13 protein-coding genes are annotated in these 19,204 nt (G+C 71.7%); 11 read left to right on the top strand and 2 right to left on the bottom strand.

All coding sequences use genetic code 11. The features are described from left to right. Window positions 1-78: 78 nt before the first annotated feature. Complete coding sequence (gene serA, locus ACFWVP_RS24215; protein WP_384499625.1) at window positions 79-1,671, top strand: phosphoglycerate dehydrogenase; 1,593 nt, start codon at window positions 79-81, stop codon at window positions 1,669-1,671. Between the two features lie 875 nt (window positions 1,672-2,546). Here the strand turns inward: serA and ACFWVP_RS24210 are convergent. After that, the gene (locus ACFWVP_RS24210) at window positions 2,547-3,740 is read right to left on the bottom strand and encodes a PucR family transcriptional regulator (protein ID WP_384499623.1); all 1,194 of its coding nucleotides are present in this window, start codon (window positions 3,738-3,740) and stop codon (window positions 2,547-2,549) included. 188 nt (window positions 3,741-3,928) lie between these two features. Here ACFWVP_RS24210 and ACFWVP_RS24205 point away from each other — a divergent pair, with 188 nt between their 5' ends. Beyond that, on the top strand, window positions 3,929-4,855 hold the full coding sequence (locus ACFWVP_RS24205) for a proline dehydrogenase family protein (protein WP_384499622.1): 927 nt from the start codon (window positions 3,929-3,931) through the stop codon (window positions 4,853-4,855). A 93-nt stretch (window positions 4,856-4,948) separates the two neighbouring features. Beyond that, the gene (gene pruA, locus ACFWVP_RS24200) at window positions 4,949-6,580 is read left to right on the top strand and encodes an L-glutamate gamma-semialdehyde dehydrogenase (RefSeq protein ID WP_384499620.1); all 1,632 of its coding nucleotides are present in this window, start codon (window positions 4,949-4,951) and stop codon (window positions 6,578-6,580) included. A gap of 140 nt (window positions 6,581-6,720) precedes the next feature. Here pruA and ACFWVP_RS24195 read toward each other — a convergent pair whose 3' ends face one another. Beyond that, entirely contained in the window at window positions 6,721-9,012 is a 2,292-nt protein-coding gene (locus tag ACFWVP_RS24195) for a glycoside hydrolase family 3 N-terminal domain-containing protein (RefSeq protein WP_384499619.1), read from the bottom strand. 287 nt (window positions 9,013-9,299) lie between these two features. Here ACFWVP_RS24195 and ACFWVP_RS24190 point away from each other — a divergent pair, with 287 nt between their 5' ends. The 8 genes from ACFWVP_RS24190 to ACFWVP_RS24155 all read left to right on the top strand — a co-directional run bounded on the left by ACFWVP_RS24190 (window position 9,300) and on the right by ACFWVP_RS24155 (window position 19,185). Continuing rightward, window positions 9,300-9,899: a TetR/AcrR family transcriptional regulator gene (locus ACFWVP_RS24190; protein WP_384499617.1), complete on the top strand. Its 600-nt coding sequence runs from the start codon at window positions 9,300-9,302 to the stop codon at window positions 9,897-9,899. 251 nt (window positions 9,900-10,150) lie between these two features. Beyond that, entirely contained in the window at window positions 10,151-10,621 is a 471-nt protein-coding gene (locus ACFWVP_RS24185; protein ID WP_384499704.1) for a hypothetical protein, read from the top strand. Next, window positions 10,621-12,012 (top strand): hypothetical protein, encoded by a 1,392-nt coding sequence (locus ACFWVP_RS24180; RefSeq protein WP_384499616.1) that lies wholly within the window; start codon window positions 10,621-10,623, stop codon window positions 12,010-12,012. Before ACFWVP_RS24185 ends, ACFWVP_RS24180 begins: the two co-directional genes overlap by 1 nt. After that, window positions 12,009-13,535: a VWA domain-containing protein gene (locus ACFWVP_RS24175; RefSeq protein ID WP_384499615.1), complete on the top strand. Its 1,527-nt coding sequence runs from the start codon at window positions 12,009-12,011 to the stop codon at window positions 13,533-13,535. The genes ACFWVP_RS24180 and ACFWVP_RS24175 overlap by 4 nt, the downstream gene beginning before the upstream one ends. 12 nt (window positions 13,536-13,547) lie before the next feature. After that, the gene (locus ACFWVP_RS24170) at window positions 13,548-14,660 is read left to right on the top strand and encodes an AAA family ATPase (RefSeq protein WP_384499613.1); all 1,113 of its coding nucleotides are present in this window, start codon (window positions 13,548-13,550) and stop codon (window positions 14,658-14,660) included. Next, the gene (locus tag ACFWVP_RS24165) at window positions 14,657-17,449 is read left to right on the top strand and encodes a hypothetical protein (protein ID WP_384499612.1); all 2,793 of its coding nucleotides are present in this window, start codon (window positions 14,657-14,659) and stop codon (window positions 17,447-17,449) included. Before ACFWVP_RS24170 ends, ACFWVP_RS24165 begins: the two co-directional genes overlap by 4 nt. A 420-nt stretch (window positions 17,450-17,869) precedes the next feature. After that, entirely contained in the window at window positions 17,870-17,998 is a 129-nt protein-coding gene (locus ACFWVP_RS24160; RefSeq protein WP_384499611.1) for a hypothetical protein, read from the top strand. A 143-nt stretch (window positions 17,999-18,141) separates the two neighbouring features. Beyond that, window positions 18,142-19,185, top strand: coding sequence for a 3-isopropylmalate dehydrogenase (locus ACFWVP_RS24155; RefSeq protein ID WP_384499609.1), 1,044 nt, complete (start codon window positions 18,142-18,144; stop codon window positions 19,183-19,185). The last annotated feature ends 19 nt before the right edge of the window (window positions 19,186-19,204 follow it).

Here is a 19,204-nt window from a genome sequence, read left to right as displayed (position 1 = left end):
TGCGTCTCCACGCGGCTAGCCCCTTCACCGCCTGCGGCCGTCGGGACGGCCGTCCGCACTGGACTTGTGAGGACACACGTGAGCTCGAAACCTGTCGTACTCATCGCTGAAGAGCTGTCGCCCGCCACGGTCGACGCTCTGGGTCCGGATTTCGAGATCCGGCACTGCAACGGCGCGGACCGCGCCGCACTCCTCCCCGCGATCGCCGACGTCGACGCGATCCTGGTGCGCTCCGCCACCAAGGTCGACGCGGAGGCCATCGCCGCCGCGAAGAAGCTCCGGGTCGTCGCCCGGGCCGGTGTCGGTCTGGACAACGTCGACGTCTCCTCGGCCACCAAGGCCGGCGTGATGGTCGTCAACGCGCCGACGTCCAACATCGTCACGGCCGCCGAGCTCGCCTGTGGCCTGCTCGTCGCCACCGCGCGCAACATCCCGCAGGCCAACACCGCCCTGAAGAACGGCGAGTGGAAGCGCTCCAAGTACACGGGTGTGGAGCTCAGCGAGAAGACCCTCGGCGTCGTCGGCCTCGGCCGCATCGGCGTGCTGGTCGCCCAGCGCATGTCGGCCTTCGGTATGAAGATCGTCGCGTACGACCCCTACGTGCAGCCCGCGCGCGCCGCGCAGATGGGCGTCAAGCTCCTCTCGCTGGACGAGCTGCTCGCGGTCTCCGACTTCATCACGGTGCACCTCCCCAAGACGCCCGAGACGCTCGGCCTGATCGGCGACGAGGCGCTGCACAAGGTGAAGCCCTCGGTGCGGATCGTCAACGCCGCACGAGGCGGCATCGTCGACGAGGAGGCGCTCGCCTCGGCCCTCAAGGAGGGCCGGGTCGCCGGAGCCGGTCTGGACGTGTACACCAAGGAACCCTGCACGGACTCCCCGCTGTTCCAGTTCGACCAGGTCGTCTGCACCCCGCACCTCGGTGCCTCCACCGACGAGGCGCAGGAGAAGGCGGGCATCGCGGTCGCCAAGTCCGTCCGCCTCGCGCTCGCCGGTGAGCTCGTGCCCGACGCGGTCAACGTCCAGGGCGGTGTCATCGCCGAGGACGTACGGCCCGGACTGCCGCTCGCCGAGAAGCTCGGCCGTATCTTCACCGCGCTCGCGGGCGAGGTCGCGGCCCGTCTCGACGTCGAGGTCTACGGCGAGATCACCCAGCACGACGTGAAGGTGCTCGAACTCTCCGCGCTCAAGGGTGTGTTCGAGGACGTCGTCGACGAGACCGTGTCGTACGTCAACGCCCCGCTGTTCGCGCAGGAGCGCGGTGTCGAGGTCCGCCTCACCACCAGCTCCGAGTCGCCGGACCACCGCAATGTGGTGACCGTTCGCGGCACGCTGTCCAGCGGCGAGGAGGTCGCGGTCTCCGGCACGCTGGCCGGTCCCAAGAACCTCCAGAAGATCGTCGGCATCGGCGAGCACGACGTGGACCTGGCGCTCGCCGACCACATGGTCGTCCTGCGGTACGAGGACCGTCCGGGCGTCGTAGGCGCCGTGGGCAAGATCCTCGGTGAGGCCGGCCTGAACATCGCGGGCATGCAGGTCTCGCGGCAGGACGCGGGCGGCGAGGCGCTCGTCGTCCTCACCGTCGACGACACCATCCCGCAGTCGGTCCTTACCGAGATCGCCGAGGAGATCGGCGCCGCCTCGGCCCGCTCGGTGAACCTCACCGCCTGATCCACCGCCGTACGGCTACCGCACCCGGCAGGCAGACACCCGTCCGCCTGCCGGGTGCGCCGCTGTCCGGGGACCGGCGGACGGGCCGATGGACGGTCCGGTGGACGGGCCGCGGGCGCGGCCCGGGTGCCGCGACAGGGTCGGCCTCCGGCATGGGGGATGACGGCCGACGGGGGGCTGGACGGTGGAGACCGGTGCGATTCTCATCGCGTTGATCGGCGTCCGCGGAACGCCGGCGGCGACCTGGCCGGCCCGGCGCAGCGCGGACCGCGTCAAGCGGCGGGAGCTGGAGCACGCCGAGCGGCAGCGCCGGGCCGAACACGAGGAACGCTCCCGGGAGGCGGCGCTCGAAGCACGCCGGTCCGGTCGGTCACGTGGTGCTGAACACCACGGCCCGGCGCTGTCTCACCGCCCTGCGGGACCGGGTGCACGCGCTGCGGTGCGGTACCTGGCCGCGGGAAGGCGCGGACGAGGTGGAGGAGGTGCCGTACCGCCTACCTGGCGTCGTACGCGGAAGCCCGGATGACCGTCCCGGACACGCTGCTCGACGTCGCGCGGCGGGCCGACGCGGCGCTGAGCCTCACGTACGGACTGCTCAAGGCGGAACAGAGCGGGACGGCGGGGGAGGGCGGGTCGCTGGACGCCATAGGCGCCCGGACCGACGAGGCGCGGGATCTGCTCCATGAGCTGCGTGAGGCGATGCGGAGGGATCTGCGCGTCACCGACAGCACGGCACCGGCCGTCCGGGAGCCCGGACTGCGCGTCACCGACAGCACGGCTCCGGCCGGGAGCCCGGCGCATGAGCCGACGCCCGCGCCGTGTCGGCTCGCGGCAGGGCCTGGGTGCGCTCGGCCGGTCCTGGGCGCGGGCCGCTTTCACAGCCGGGCAGCCTTCAGTGCCATGTGCAGCAGCAGCCGGTCCTCGCCGTCGTTCAGGTCGAGCCCGGTGAGCTGCTGGACCCGGGTCAGCCGGTAGTAGAGCGTCTGGCGGTGGATGCCCAGTTCCGCCGCCGCCCGGCCCGCCTGGCCCGCGCAGTCGAGGAACACCTCGGCGGTGCGGGCCAGTTCCGTGTGCGGTGGGGTCAGCAGGGTGCGGACCGTGTGGTCCGGGGCGGTGCCCGGGTGCCGGGGCAGTGCGGCCAGCAGCCGGTACGGGCCGATGGCGGGCCAGCCGGCGACCGGGCCGAAGCGGGATTCGGCGGCGGCGGCACGGGCTGCGGACCGGGCCTCGTGCCAGGACACGGCCAGCTCCGCCAGACCCCGGCGGGCGACCGCGATCCCGGCCGTGGCGCCGGGCCCGGCGGTCGCGCGCAGCCGTTCCGCGGCCGTCGTCGCCGGGTCCAGGGCGTCGGGGGAGCGCAGCCGGACGAGCGCGGCCAGCGACACCGCACCCGCACCCACGCCCGTCGCACCCGCACCCACGCCCGTCGCACCCGTACCCGGGCCCGTCCCGGTGACCGTGGCGAGGGCCGCCGTCGACGGCACCGTACGTACCGACGGGGTCTCCTCCGGCCACGGGGTCACGCACACCACCGTGTGCAGCCCTTCCGCGTCCGGGCCGAGCGCCTCGCTCAGGGCGGACACGGCCAGGTCGTGCTGCCGGCCCCGCCCCGCGGCGAGCGCCGCGCCGAACTCCCGGGACAGGTCCGCGCCCGCCCGTGCCTCGTCGGAGAGGAGCGCCCCGATCCGGGCCGCGACCTCCATCGCCGCCGCCAGCTGCCCCTCGGTGGGCGCACGGTCCCGGTCGAGGAGCCATACGTACCCCAGGACGACACCCCGATGGCGTACCGGAAGGCAGATCCGGCCGCGGAACACCCCCGCCTCCGGAGCGGCCGGGATATGGACCGGGCCGGTCGCGCGGGTGATGCCGAACCCTTCGAACCAGGCGCGGACGGCCGGGGTGGAGCGCCGGGTGAGGATCGAACGGGTGCGGACGGGGTCCATGGCGGTGTCGTCGTCGCTGTCATGGGCGCCGAAGGCGACCAGGCCGAAATCCCGGTCCTCCAGGGTGGCCGGGGCGCCGAGCAGCGCGGAGATCTCGTCGACCAGCTCCTGGTAATCGCCCTTCATCCGGTTATTCTCGCACCCCTTCAGACAAATGTCTGAGGTGGCGGCCACAGATGCGTGACAGGTGTCGATGGCACAGGATCGGATGGATCCTTAGATTTCACGGTGGTTCTCCGTGCCGTCCCGGTCTGTTCAGATACATGCCGACACGGCTCTCGTTCGTACTTTCCGTCCCTCCGTGGAGGTGCCCCGTGCTGGGTCCCGTGATTCTCGCCGCGTCCCGCAGCGACAAGATGCGACGTTTCGTCTCGGCCGCCCCTGGCACCAAGCAGGTCGTCGACCGGTTCATCGCCGGTGAGACGGTCGACCAGGTCATCCGGATCGTCCAGGACGCGGCCGACCAGGGCCTCGAGGTCACCCTGGACGTCGTGGGTGAGGACATCACCACCTCCGAGCAGGCCGCCGCCGCCCGTGACGCCTACCTGGAACTGATCGACCGCCTCAAGGACCTCGGCCTCGGTACCGGTGCCGAGATGTCGGTGAAGCTGTCGATGTTCGGCCAGTCGCTCGACGGCGGCCACGAACTGGCGCTCACCAACATCCGCCCGGTCGTCGAGGCCGCCGCCGCGATCGGTACCACGGTCACGCTGGACGCCGAGGACCACACCACCCTCGACTCGATGTTCGCCATCCACGAGGAGCTGCGGAAGGACTTCCCGCAGACCGGCTGTGTGATCCAGGCCTACCTGTTCCGCACCGAGGACGACGCCCGCCGCCTCGCCGCCGCCGGCAGCCGGGTCCGCCTGGTGAAGGGCGCGTACAAGGAGCCCGCCTCCGTCGCGTACCAGCAGAAGCCGGAGATCGACAAGGCGTTCGTCCGCATCCTGAAGATCCTGATGCTGGGCGAGGGCTACCCGATGATCGGCTCCCACGACCCGCGCCTCATCGCCATCGGCCAGGAGCTCGCCCGCCAGGCCGGGCGCAAACTGGACGAGTACGAGTTCCAGATGCTGTACGGCATCCGCAGCGACGAGCAGATCCGGCTCGCGGCCGAGGGCCACCGGATGCGCGTCTACACGGCGTACGGCACCGACTGGTACGGCTACTTCATGCGCCGCCTCGCGGAGAAGCCGGCCAACCTGCTGTTCTTCGCCCGCTCCGTCCTCACCAAGGGCTGAGTCAAGGGCTGAGCCAAGGCCTGGACCGAGAGCTGAACCAAGGGCTGACCCGCCCGGCCGACCACCCACCCCAACCAAGGAGACAAGGCACTCATGGACGCTGTGACCCAGGTCCCCGCGCCGGTCAACGAGCCGGTCCACTCCTACGCCCCGGGTTCCCCCGAGCGGGCCCGCCTGGAGGCGAAGCTCAAGGAGCTCGCCGAGAACCCGATCGACCTGCCGATGACCATCGGCGGCGAGAAGCGGATGGGTGGCGGCGAGCGCTTCGACGTCGTACAGCCGCACAACCACAAGGCCGTCATCGGTACGTTCGCCGCCGCCACGGAGCAGGACGCGCAGGACGCGATCGACGCCGCCCTCGCCGCCGCCCCGGCCTGGCGCGCGATGTCCTTCGACGACCGCGCCGCGATCATCCTGCGTGCCGCCGAGCTGCTGTCCGGCCCCTGGCGCGAGACGCTGGCCGCGTCCACGATGCTCGGCCAGTCGAAGACCGCCCAGCAGGCCGAGATCGACTGTCCCTGCGAGCTCGTCGACTTCTGGCGCTTCAACGTGCACTACGCGCGCCAGATCCTCGCCGAGCAGCCCCCGGCGAACTCCCCCGGCGTGTGGAACCGTATGGACCACCGCCCGCTCGAGGGCTTCGTCTACGCGATCACGCCCTTCAACTTCACCGCCATCGCGGGCAACCTCCCCACCGCGCCCGCCCTCATGGGCAACGTCGTCGTGTGGAAGCCCTCCCCGACGCAGACCCACGCCGCCGTGCTGCTGATGCGGCTCCTGGAGGAGGCGGGCCTGCCCAAGGGCGTCATCAACCTGGTCACGGGCGACGGCAAGGCCGTCTCCGAGGTCGCACTGAACCACCGCGACCTGGCCGGCATCCACTTCACCGGCTCGACCCCCACCTTCCAGCACCTGTGGAAGACGGTCGGCAACAACATCGCCAACTACCGCACCTACCCGCGGCTCGTCGGCGAGACCGGCGGCAAGGACTTCGTCGTCGCGCACCCCAGCGCCGACCGTGCCGTCCTGAAGACCGCGCTGACCCGTGGCTCCTTCGAGTACCAGGGCCAGAAGTGCTCCGCGTCCTCCCGGGCGTACGTCCCCGCCTCCATCTGGAACTCCGGTTTCAAGGAGGAGTTCGCGGCCGAGGTCGACTCCATCACCCAGGGTGACGTCACCGACCTGTCGCACTTCATCGGCGCCGTCATCGACGAGCGTTCCTTCGCGAAGAACAAGGCCGCGATCGACCGCGCCCAGGCCGACCCGTCCTGCACGATCGTCGCCGGCGGTACGTACGACGACTCCGTGGGCTACTTCGTCCGCCCGACCGTCATCGTGTGCGACGACCCGGCCAACGAGGTCTTCACCACCGAGTACTTCGGCCCGATCCTCGCCGTCCACGTCTACGAGGACGAGAAGTACGACGCCATGCTGGAGCAGATGGAGTCGGTCTCCGACTACGCGCTGACCGGTGCGGTCATCTCCAACGACCGTGCGGCGGCCGCGTACACGATGGACAAGCTCCGCTACGCCGCGGGCAACTTCTACATCAACGACAAGTCGACCGGCGCCGTCGTCGGCCAGCAGCCCTTCGGCGGCGGCCGTGCCTCGGGCACCAACGACAAGGCGGGCGCCCCGCAGAACCTGCAGCGCTGGACGCTGACCCGCGCCATCAAGGAGACGCTGGTCCCGCCGACCGACTACACCTACCCGCACCAGGGCTGACGCCCTCCGGGGGCCGCACACCGGCGCCCCGCCCCGCACTCCGCCTCCCGACCGGCCCCCCTGCCGGCCGGGAGGCGGTTTCCATTTCCGGGCCCCCCGTCGTGCGCGGGGCGAGGAGCCCCGGACGCCGTGGACCAGGATCAGCCCTTCACGGTGAAACCCGCCCGCAGCAGGACGTCGTCGCGCGAGGACGGACCGACGAGCAGCTCGAAGTCGCCCGGCTCCACGACCCGGCGGCCCTCGGCGTCCACGAGCGTGCACGTCTCGACGGGCAGCTCCACCAGCACCTCGCGCGCCTCACCCGGGGCGAGCGTCACCTGCCGGTACGCCTTCAGTTCCTTCTCGGCCCACGTCACGGACGTCACCGTGTCGCTGATGTACACCTGCACGGTCTCCCGTACCGGCCGGGCACCCGTGTTGTGGACGGTGACGCGTGCGCGGACCGTGTCGGCCGGCCCCACGGCCGTCGTCAGCACCTCCAGGCCCGCGTACGTGACCGTCGTGTAGCTCAGACCCTCCCCGAACACGAACGCCGGACGCTGGGTGAGGTCCGCGTACCGGGAGCCGTGCTGGCCACGGATCTGGTTGTAGTACGTCGGCTGCTGCCCCGCGTGCCGGGCGAAGGAGACCGGCAGCCGGCCCGACGGCTCGACCAGCCCGAGCAGCACCTCGGCCACCGCCCGGCCGCCCTCCATCCCCGGGTTGAAGGCGTGCACGATCGCCGCGGCGCCGAGCGCGGACGGCGGCAGGACCAGCGGCTTGGAGCTGATCACCACGACGACGAGCGGCTTGCCCGTCGCGGCCAGCGCGTCGAGCAACGCGACCTGGTCACCGACGAGTTCCAGGGTCGCGGTGGAGCGCCCCTCGCCGACGAGCTCGATGCGGTCGCCCACGACGGCGACGACGTGGTCGGCGGCCTCGGCCGCGGCGACCGCCGCACCGATCAGCGCCTCGTCGGGCTCCGCCGGTACGACGACCTCGGGGCGCGGCTGCCCGTCGGGGAAGAAATCCCCCTCCGGGTCGGGCCCCACCGTGAGGATCCGGGCACCCCGCGCGTACGACACGGCCCAGTCGGCCGGGGCGTGTGCGCGGAAACCGTCGAGGACCGTACGGATCATGGCGCGCGGATGGCCGTCCGGCAGCCAGTCCGCCTGGCCCGAGGCACCGGCCCAGTCGCCCAGCTGGGTCTGCGCGTCGTCGGCGTTGGGGCCGATCACGGCGACCGTACGCGGAGCCGTGCCCGCACCGGCGACGGCCCGTCCGTCCCGGCCCGCCACGAACCCGCCGGCCAGCGGCAGGGTGCCGTCGTTGGTGAGCAGTACCAGCGAACGGCGGGCGGCCTCCAGATTCAGCACCGCGTGCTCCGCGCTGCCGATGAACTCGGCCTGCCGCGCCGCGTCGGGGTGGCGCGGATTCTCGAACAGGCCCAGCTCGAACTTCAGCGTCAGGACACGCCGGACCGCCGCGTCGATCTCCGCCTCTTCGAGGGTGCCCAGCTCGACCGCCTGCTGCGCCCCCTCGAAGAACTTCGGCGTCGTCATCACCATGTCGTTGCCCGCGCGGACCGCCGCGGCGGCGGCCTGCGTGTAGTCGGCGTAGATCTGCTGCTCCCACACCATGCGGCCGACGTTGTCCCAGTCCGTGACCAGGGTGCCGGTGTAGCCCCACTCGCCGCGCAGCACCTCGTTCAGCAGCCAGTTGTTCACCGTGACGGGTACGCCGTCCATGGACTGGTAGCCGAGCATAAACGTACGGCAGCCCTCGCGGGCGACCCGCTCGAACGGCGGGAGGAACCAGGAGCGCAGCTTGCGCCGCGAGATGTCCGCCTCGCTCGCGTCACGGCCGCCCTGCGTCTCGGAGTAGCCCGCGAAGTGCTTGGCGCACGCCAGGACCGCCGTCGGGTCGGCCAGGCCGTCGCCCTGGTAGCCGCGGACCATCGCCGAGGCGAGCTCGCCGATCAGGAACGGGTCCTCGCCGAACGTCTCGCTGATCCGGCCCCAGCGCAGATCGCGGGTGATGCACAGGACCGGGGAGAACGTCCAGTGGACACCGGTCGCCGCGACCTCGACGGCCGTCGCCCTCGCGATGCGCTCCAGGAGCTCCGGGTCCCAGGTGGCGGCCATCCCGAGCTGCGTGGGGTAGATCGTCGCCCCCTCCCAGAAGGAGTGGCCGTGGATGCAGTCCTCCGCGACCAGCAGGGGGATGCGCAGGCGCGTCTGTCCGGTGACCGCCGCGGCTTCGAGGACGCGCTCGGGCGAGGCGTGCAGGATCGAACCCGCGTGCAGGTCCTCGATGAGGTGCCGTACCCCGTCCTTGGCGTTCAGCTGGAGCATCTGGCCGGTCTTCTCGGCCAGGGTCATGCGGCCGAGGAGGTCCTCGACCCGGTCGGCGACGGGCAGCGCGGGGTCGAGATAGGGCAGGGAGGGGGCCACGGGGGTCCTTTCACGACACGGTTCGGGTCCACCTTAGAGTCAATACCGACCACCTGGTAAGTATTACTCGCGGGAAACGGATCCGGTGTGCGAATCTGAGCAGTGACGACGGCGGGACCGGCGGACGACCGGCCGGACTCGGCGGACGACAGATGGCGGACTGCCTGACCTCGACCGCTGACAACCGAACCGCTGGCAACCGACCGCTGACAGCCGAACGCCGGCAGCCCACCACCGGCAGCCGACCGCCGGACCTCGACAGCCGACAGGACACGGGAGAGTGGCGCGTGACCGCCGAAGCGCAGCGTGGCTACGCGAAGGGCCGGGCGAAGAGACGCGAGATCCTCGGCCAGGCCATGTCCCTGTTCGGCGAAGCCGGCTACCGGGGTGCCTCGCTGCGCCTGATCGCGACCCGGTGCGGGATGTCGCACCCCGGGCTGCTGCACCACTTCCCGACCAAGGAGTCCCTGCTGCTCGCGGTGCTCGAACACCGTGACGAGGTGGACGGCGAATGGCTGTCGGCGGGCGGGACGACAGGTGTCGACCGGTTGCGCAGATTCGCCGAGCTGGCCGCGCTGAACGCCGAGCGGCGCGGGATCGTCGAGCTGTTCACCGTGGTCTCCGCCGAAGCCACCGCCGCGGACCACCCCGCGCACGCGTACTTCGTGCGGCGCTACCGCAATTCCGTCGCCGACGCCGGACTCGCCTATCTCCAGGCGCGGGACGAGGGCGCCCTGCGGAGCGGGATCGCTCCGCAGGAGGCGGGACAGCAGCTGATCGCCCTGATGGACGGGCTCCAGGTGCAGTGGCTGCTCGCCGACTGCGCGACGGACATGGCGGGCGTCCTGCGCGCCCACATCCAGACGCAGCTCACCGTCAGACTCTGAACGCCCTTACATCCAGGGGTGGTTCACCGGGATTCCGGCCCGCGGTCCACCGTGCGCGCGTGTCCGCGGGTCACCGCACCGGTGCGCTCCTCCCCGGCCCCGCCCCGACTCCCGCCCCGCCAACCGTCGTTGTCAGTGGTCGCCACTAGGTTCAGTGGTGTCCCGCCGACGTGGTGAGGACGCCCCCCTCGGTGTGCATTGGAGATGGCGCGTTGTCGGATTCAGATTGGGAGAGGTCGAGCACGGTACGGGTGGTGGAGCCCGCGCGACCGCGCAAGCTGGCCAAGGCCCCGTTCGTCGAGCTGGCCGACGGGCGGTTGCAGGGTGTGGTGTCCAGCGGCTCCGACATCGAGCGGGTCTACGTCTCGTCGGTCGTGTCCGGGACCTACGCCTTCGCGTGCAGCACCAACAACAACCGGCCCTGCGGCGGTGCCAGGGGCTCGTTCTGCAACCACATACGGGCCCTGATCACCGAGGCGGTGCTCCAGTACGGCGCCGAGCGCGTCGCCCGCTACCTGAAGGCCGAGACCACGGACGGGGAGCCGAGCGCGCAGACCATCACCGGCCACATGGCCGCCGCCCGGCCGCCGCAGGGCGACACCGCGGCCGCCGCGCCCGTCTTCAGCAGGTTCCTGCGCCACCTCGCCTACCTGGAACTGGCCCCGACCACGGTGCCGTTGCCCGAGATGCAGTGGTTCCCGCCGAGCAGGGCGGTGGCGTGATGCGCGCCGACCTGCTGGCCGAACCCGTCACCGGACTCGACGAGGCGCTGGCCGCCGTCGACGCCTTCGACCGGACACTCGTCGAGGGCCTGCTTCGCCCTCGGCCCGACCGGTCCGCCGGGCTGACCGGGCTCGCCCGAGCCGTCGCGGGGACCCCGCTGGCCGCGAGGGTCGCCGAGGCGGCCGAGAAGGCCGTGGCCGGAGCGGCCGGCGAGGACCACTTCGTGGCCCTCGCCGCTGCCCGGACCGCGCTGCTCGGCTCCGTCCACGACGCCCTGACGGCCCGCGCCGGGGAGGCGACCGGCCGGCCACGCGGCGAGGCCACCGCCACGCCGCCCGTCGGGCAGCCGGAAGCCAACCTGCTCGTCGCCGCCCGCTCCTGGCTCTCCGACCTGGCACGCGCCGGGTGGCAGGGCATCGACCACGACGTGGTCTCCGGCTCGGCACCGATCATCTCCGCGATGCTCCCCGACCCGGCCCTGCGCCGCCTGGCGACACTCCTCGACGGATTCGCCGTGGAGCTGGCCGCGTCCTGCCCGGGCGCATCGCTGGAACGCCTACCGGTACGCCGCTGGGCGGACCTCTGGTCGCGCGGGATGCTGCTCACCCTGCCCGGCGCCGCCGGCGTACCCCTCTCCGGTACGGCCACCGGCCGGCTCCTGCCCCTGGGCGTCGACCTGCGGGAGCACGCGACCGCCGTACAGGCCCAGGTCCACGCGGTGTTCGAGCCCGCGGACGGGACCGCGCCCCGCCTGGTGCGGGCGGGCGTGTCCGTGCCGAAGCCCGACACGGTCGTGGGAGCCGGCCTCTGGCAGCTGCTCCGCCCGCACATGTCGCTCCTGGCCGCAGCCGGTGACGGATGCTCCATGGACCTCACCGACATGCCGGTCACCGCCGACGGGGACCTGCTCTGGAGCGACGCGCACGCCCGCCGTGGCGAGCCCGCCGACGCGTTCGTCACCGCCCGCGTCGCCCTGCCCACCGCCACCGACTCCGTGACCGTGCCCCTCGACCGGCACCCGGCGGGCATCGCGGTCCCCGTGTTCCTGGACGGCTACGACTCCGCGACGGACGACGACGGCGTACTGACGTTCACCGTCGCCGGTCATCCGCTCCCCGTCGACACGGACCGGATCCCGGCCGCGGGACCGCTCACCCCCGAGGCCGTCGCAACCTCCGGCGCGTGCGTCGGGCTGCTCCGCTGGGACGCCGGGACGTATCGCGTCCAGCCTCTGGCCGTGGAGCGGACCGTACGGAAGAAGGCCGTCACCCTCCACGCCGGAGGATGGGCCGGAGGTACGTCGGACAAGGCGGGCGTCAGGGCCGAGAAGGCCGCCACCGACGCCGTGGCCGTGCTGCGGGAGCGCGCCGGAAGGCTGCTGCGGAAATGACGGACCCGACGACCGGCCCCCAGGCCGACCCCCAGTCCGCGACCCAGCCCGCGACGCCTGCCGGGAAGGTGCCCCTGCCCGGACGCACGGGCCCGCCGGAGCCCGCCGGGCCAGACCCCCACGACAACCGCCGGCAGGTCCTCTACTGGCGCCTCCTCGCCCGCCTCTTCGACCCGGAGGAGCAGGCCACCCTGGAATCCGCGAGCCTGGCCGTCGTCGAGGACATCGGCCTGCCGTCCGCGCTGCTCGACCCACAGGCCTCAGTCGACTCCGTCGTGCAGCGTCACCCGGAGCTGGCCGACGAGTTCGACGGCCTGATGACACCCGACCCCGACCCCGCCCCCCAGACCGCTGCCGGTCCCGTCGGCGCCTCCCGCGACCGGGCCGCCGAAGTACGGCGCGCGGCCCTGGCGTCGAAGGTGCTGCTCAACGTCTTCGCGTCCGGCTCGGGCACCGTCACCGCCGGACAGCTGGCGCGCTGGCAGTCCGACGCCGGCTGGCTGGAGCGCGCGCTCGGCTGCACCCCCGGCCAACTGCGCGGTGGCCGGACCGGTCCGGGCGCCAGGCCGGGCGGCGTCGGCCCGACCGGCACCGGAGGCCGCGGCGCGAACCCCGACCTCAGCCGGCTGATCCCGGCGATCGGCCCCGCACTGGGCGCGCTGGAGGCCGACCTCGTCAAGCGCATGCACCTGCGGGAAGTGCTGGCCGACCCCAAGCTGGCCGCACAGCTCACCCCGAGCATGTCGCTGATCGAACAACTGCTGCGCGACAAGAACAACCTCTCGGGCGTGGCCCTGGCCAACGCCAAGGCGCTGATCCGCCGCTTCGTCGACGACGTCGCCGAAGTGCTGCGCACCCAGGTGGAGAAGTCCACGGTGGGCGCCCTGGACCGCTCCGTCCCGCCCAAGCGGGTGTTCCGCAACCTCGACATCGACCGCACCATCTGGAAGAACCTCACCAACTGGAGCCCGGAGGAGGAGCGGCTCTACGTCGACCGCCTCTACTACCGGCACACCGCCCGCAGGACGACACCCCAGCGACTGATCGTCGTCGTGGACCAGTCGGGCTCGATGGTCGACTCGATGGTCAACTGCACCATCCTGGCCTCGATCTTCGCCGGACTCCCCAAGGTGGACGTCCACCTGATCGCGTACGACACCCAGGCGCTCGACCTCACCCCGTGGGTGCACGACCCCTTCGAGACCCTGCTGCGCACCAACCTCGGCGGCGGCACCGACGGGACGGTCGCCATGGCCCTGGCCCAGCCGAAGATCGCCGAGCCCCGCAACACCGTCGTCGTGTGGATCTCCGACTTCTACGAATGGCAGACCGAGCCGCTGTTCGAGAGCATGGCGGCCATCCACCGCTCGGGCGCCAAATTCATCCCGGTCGGATCGGTGACCAGCTCCGGCCGCGGTGTCGTCAACCCGTGGTTCCGGGAGCGTTTCAAGGATCTCGGTACGCCGGTGCTCTCCGGCCACATCCGCAAGCTCGTCCACGAACTCAAGACGTTCCTCGCCTAGAAAGGCCCTCACATGTCCGACCTGTTGCGCGCCCCCGCCGAGATCAAGTACGCCGAGGAGCTGGACTGGCTGGAGTCGATCGACGACAACCCCAAGCCCTTCTCGTGGCGCCTCTCCCCGAAGATGGTCCGCCTGTTCATCCTGGGCTCCGAGCGCTCGGACGGCCTGGACCGGGAGATCGCGCAGAAGTGGTACGGCGACCGCAGCTTCGTCGAGCGGTCCATCGTCACGCTGGCATCCGACCGCGGCCTGCTCCTCATCGGGGACCCCGGCACCGGCAAGAGCTGGCTGGCCGAACTGCTCTCCGCCGCGATCAGCCGCAACTCCACACTCGTGGTGCAGGGCACCGCCGGCACCACCGAGGACCACATCAAGTACTCGTGGAACGTGTCCATGGTCATCGCCAAGGGGCAGTCGCGGGAGTCGATGATCCCCTCGCCGATCATGACCGCGATGGAGACGGGCGCGATCGGCCGGTTCGAGGAGCTCACGCGCTCCACCAGTGACGTCCAGGACGCGCTGATCTCGATCCTGTCCGAGAAGTACATCTCGGTACCCGAACTGGACAGCGACGGCATCGTCTTCGCCAAGCCCGGATTCTCGGTCATCGCCACCGCCAACAGCCGGGACCGGGGAGTCAACGACCTGTCGTCGGCTCTCAAGCGCCGCTTCAACTTCGTCCGCATCCCGGTGGTGACGAACAAGAAGAGCGAGACGGAGATCGTCCGCTTCCGCACCGAGGAACTGCTGCGCCGCCATCAGATCGAGCTGGACGTACCGCCGACGCTCCTCGACGTGCTGCTCCAGAGCTTCGCGGACCTGCGCGCCACAGCGGCCGCGGCCGGCAGCGACGACGAGAAGCTGGAGTCGGCCCTCTCCACCGCCGAACAGATCGGCGTACTGGAGGACGCGATCCTGCACAGCAACTTCTTCGGGGAGAGCGCCCTGACCGCACACACGCTGGCCTCCTCGCTCGTCGGGTCGCTGGCCCGGCGCGAGCCCGAGGACCTGGCCATCCTCAACAAGTACCTGCACGGTGTCGTCGAGCCGCGCAGCAAGGAGGAGGGCGGCTCCTGGCCCGAGTTCCTGGAGGGCGGCCGGGACGCGATCGCCACCCTGTCATGAGCGGCGCACCCGACCAGACCTTCACAGAGCTGCGCGGACAACTGCAGGAGGCCGCCGCGACCTTCGCCGGCGGGCCCGACGCCCTGGAGGGCATCCTCCTCGGCCTCGTCGACGACGTCGACCGCGCGGTGCGCGAGCCGCTGGAGATCTTCCCCGTCTGCCACCACTCGCCCGCCTCCGCCCTCGCGATGGCGCGTCGGCTGCGGGAGAAGCAGCCCAAGGTCGTCTACCTGGAGCTGTGCGAGGACATGGCACCGCTCCTCACCGAACTGCGCAACTGCAGGCTCCCGGTGGCGGTCCAGTCGTTCGCGTCCGAGGTCGACGGTTTCCCGGCCGAGTGGGCACCGCTGTCGGTGGTCGCACCGATCACCGAGGCCTCCGCCGAATACCAGGCGATCGCGTACGCCCTCGACACCCCGGGCGTCGAGCTGGTCCTCGTCGACCGTTCCTCCGACCACGTCTTCCAGTGGGACCGGCGCGGCGAGCACGACGCGGTACCGGCCGGCCCGGACGCCCCGCCCCCCGAGGAGGAGGCCGCACTGCACGGTGACGCGGTCGGCGTGGAGATCGGCGACCTGCGCCCGCGCTTCGCCGAACTGGAGGAGCACCTGCTGCGCCACGGCAAGGTGCGGCACTGGTCGGAATGGTGGCACCAGTACGTGGAGCTGCCGCTCGGCGACAGCGACCACGACACCTACCGCCAGGTCATGCTCCTGATCGGCAGCCTCTTCCGGCGCCTCGCCCCCGGCGACCCGCACCGGGTGCGCGTCGACGAGGACCGCGAGCGCTTCATGTGGACCAGGATGCGCGAACACCTCGCCGCGACCGGCACCGCGCCCGAGGACTGCCTCTACGTCTGCGGCGCCTTCCACGCGGCCAGCCGTGTCGAGGAGTTCGGCGTCGCGGGCAGCGACACCTTCGAGATCACCCCGCGCAGCGCCACCAAGTGGCTGCACGGCCTGATCCCGTCCAGTCACGCGGCGATCGAGGCGCAGTTCGGCCTCGCCTCCGGCTCGGTGTCGATCGCGGCGACCCTCTGGGCGAAGAACCTCCGGCGCACCCGCGTGAAGCCGTTCGCCCTCGTGGGGCAGGCCGGGGCGAAGAAGCCGAGGCCGACGAAGACCCCGGCCGCCGCGGCCCCCGTACCGGACCTCCCGCCCTCGGACAGGCTGACCGGCTTCCTGCGGCAGCCACCGGTCCTGGACCGGCTGGACGAGGCCGAACTGCTCGGCTGGTCCGTGGAGATCGTGCGCGCCGCCCGGCGCAACGGCTACCTCGCCTCCACCGCCGACGCCATCGCGGTGTTCGAGACGTCGATCCTGCTGGCCGGGATGCGCGACCGGGCCAAGCCCACCCCGTACGACTTCCAGGACGCGGCCGTCACCTGCATCGAGAAGGACACCGTGCCCGGCCGGCGCGACGTGCGCCGCCTCGTGGAGATCATGATGGGCGGCGACCGGGTCGGCCAGGTCGGTTACGACGCGCTGCCGCCCCTGGCCCGCGACGTGCACGACCGGCTAGCCCCGCTGAACCTCAAGCTCCAGCAGCGCGGTGTGCAGCGGGCCCTGCTGGACATCTCCTCCCGGCCGGAGCTGGAGCGCTGCTCCGACGTGCTGTGGATGCTGCGCCACCTGATGCCGGGCGGCGCGGCCCGCACGGTCATGGGCGAGCGGAAGCTGGGGGAGCGGCCCATCCAGGAGTCGTGGGACCTCGCGCTGGGCACCCACCAGCGTGCGCTCATCGAGCTCGGCTACGAGGGCGTCAGCATCGAGCAGGTCCTGGAGCAGCGCCTGCGCCGCACCGCGTACGGACCACGGGCGACCGCGGCGACCGTCCTGGAGGCCGTCGAGGACGCGACGCTGTACCTGCGCAGCCGCCGGCTCGCCGACGAGCTGGGCAACCGCGCGCTGGAGGTGCTGTCGGCCGAGCGCACGGTCGACGGGGCGCCCGAGGTGCTGCGCCGGGTGCGGCGACTGCTGGCCTACTACCGCACCGCCGAACCCGTCCTGCCCTCGTGGATCGAGTCCTTCACCAAGGCCGGATACGCGCACTACTGCACCCTGCTGCCGACGGCGTTCACCGACGACGACGCCACCGTCCGGCAGGTCGGGGCGATGCTCGGCTTCCTGTTCGGCATGGAGGGGCTCGCGCTGTCGCTCGGCTGCGACCGGACCCAGCTGGAGCTGGCCCTCGTCCAGTCCCACCCGCAGGACCCGCCGAAGACGGCACTGCTGTGGGCGGCCCAGGTCCACCTGGGGCACCTGACCCGCGCGGAGCTGCGGGCGCGGTGCGACGAACTGCTCGGCAACCCCTTGGTGGTGCCCGCCTACCCGCGCTACCTCAGCGGATTCGTGCACGCCCTGGAGCCGGTGCCGGGGCTGGCCGACTTCGTCGTGGAAGCCGTGTCGAACGCCTTCGCACGGCTTCCGGACCCCGTGCTCCTGCCGTGGCTGCCGGCCCTGATCACCACGCTGCGGGCGGACGGCTCGGAACTGGCACCGCTGCTGATCCGCGAGGCCGGGCGGATCTTCCCCGGGCGGCTCGCCGCGCTGGACGAGTGGGTACCGCCGTGGCGGGCACAACCCGAACCCGACGCGGGGTCCACGGCCGCGGACGGCGGCTGCGCGCTGCTCACCGCCCACCCCGCGACGTGCGACGCGGTCGCGGATCTGCTGGGCTGCGAAGGGACGTGGGAGACCACGGCCCCCGCCCCGGCGGGCGCCGCCCTGGCCGGCCGCCACCCGGACACGGCGGTGGCGCTGGAGGCACTCCTGGCCACGGCGCCCTGACACCGAGCGCCAGGCCACGAACCCCGGCCAGGTCCACACACCCTGTCCCGCCGCCGCCCCGTCCGAGCCACATCCGAGCCCTGTCCGCGCCCCGGAGAAACCCTTCCCCCGGGGCGCGGACGGGGCTCGCGGCACATCCCCTGTAGCAGGCCTCGCTCGCGTCGCCGTCTCAGATAGTAGGAAGTCCGAGTATCTGTAGAGACAGATCGCTCGAGCTGGCCTAACTTTGTAGAAGCCGAACGACTCGCATGATCCAGCGACTGGCGGTCGCGAGTACGTGCCCCGAAGCAGGCAACCCCTGCGGCACCCGCTCCCCGCCCCTTCCGGCGCTTCGAAATCCCGATCCCGACCTCACGCTGCGCGGCCTCACGCCGTGCGAAGTCCCGATCTCGATATCCACGCGATCCCAAGGAGTCGATCATGGTCCAGACCACTGTTCGCCGTGTCCGTCACACCCCCCGCCCGACCGAGTCGGAGCGTAAGAACGCCGCAGCCGCGCTGCAGCGCGCCCTCGACCGCCGGGACAACGGCGGGTCGACCGGCCACTGACCGCCGGATCCCACCTCGCGGCACCGATGATCGCTGGTCCAGCCCTCGCGCGGCCCTCGCGCCGCGCTCGTACGGGGTGTTCCGTCCGTCCGGATCGTGGACAGCGGATGTCATGGGGTGGGACGGAAGGCTAGGGTGCCTCTATGTCTCGCAGCATCGATCTCGCAGTGATCCCCGGCGACGGTATCGGCCAGGAGGTCGTCACCCAGGGCCTCAAGGTCCTCAACGCTGTTCTCCCGCAGGATGTGAAGCTGGAGACCAAGGAGTACGACCTCGGCGCCCAGCGCTGGCACCGCACCGGTGAAACCCTCCCGGACGCGGAGCTGGAGTCCCTCAAGGGCCACGACGCCATCCTGCTCGGCGCCATCGGCGACCCCTCCGTACCGTCGGGCGTGCTGGAGCGCGGGCTGCTGCTCAAGCTGCGCTTCGCCTTCGACCACTACGTCAACCTGCGCCCGTCGAAGCTCTTCCCGAACACCGCGACGCCGCTGGCCGGCCGCCCGGAGATCGACTTCGTCGTCGTCCGCGAGGGCACCGAGGGCCCGTACACGGGCAACGGCGGCTCGCTGCGCACCGGTACGGAGCACGAGGTCGCCACCGAGGTCAGCGTGAACACGGCCTACGGTGTCGAGCGCGTCGTCCGTGACGCCTTCGCGCGTGCCGCCGCCCGCCCGCGCAAGAAGCTGACGCTGGTCCACAAGAACAACGTCCTCGTGTACGCGGGTCACCTGTGGAAGAACATCTTCGACAAGGTCGCGGCCGAACACCCCGAGGTCAGCACCGACTACCTGCACGTCGACGCCGCGACGATCTTCTTCGTCACCCAGCCGGAGCGCTTCGACGTCATCGTCACGGACAACCTCTTCGGTGACATCCTCACCGACCTCGCCGCGGCCGTGACCGGCGGCATCGGCCTGGCCGCGTCCGGCAACATCAACCCGACGGGCGCCTTCCCGTCCATGTTCGAGCCGGTCCACGGCACTGCCCCCGACATCGCGGGCCAGGGCAAGGCCGACCCGACCGCCACGATCCTCTCCGTCGCCCTCCTGCTGCGCCACCTCGGCTACGAGGCCGAGGCCGTGCGCATCGAGGAGGCCGTCTCCGCCGACCTCGCGGAGCGCGAAGGCAAGGCCGCACGCACCACCGACGAGATCGGTGACGCGCTCGCAGTACGCGTAGCGAGCTGACCCGACGCCTTTACCTCGA

This window comes from Streptomyces sp. NPDC058637 (assembly GCF_042717325.1).
Classification (GTDB): domain Bacteria; phylum Actinomycetota; class Actinomycetes; order Streptomycetales; family Streptomycetaceae; genus Streptomyces.
Note: the sequence above shows the minus strand (reverse complement) of the source record. Positions and strands in the feature narration are given on the sequence as shown.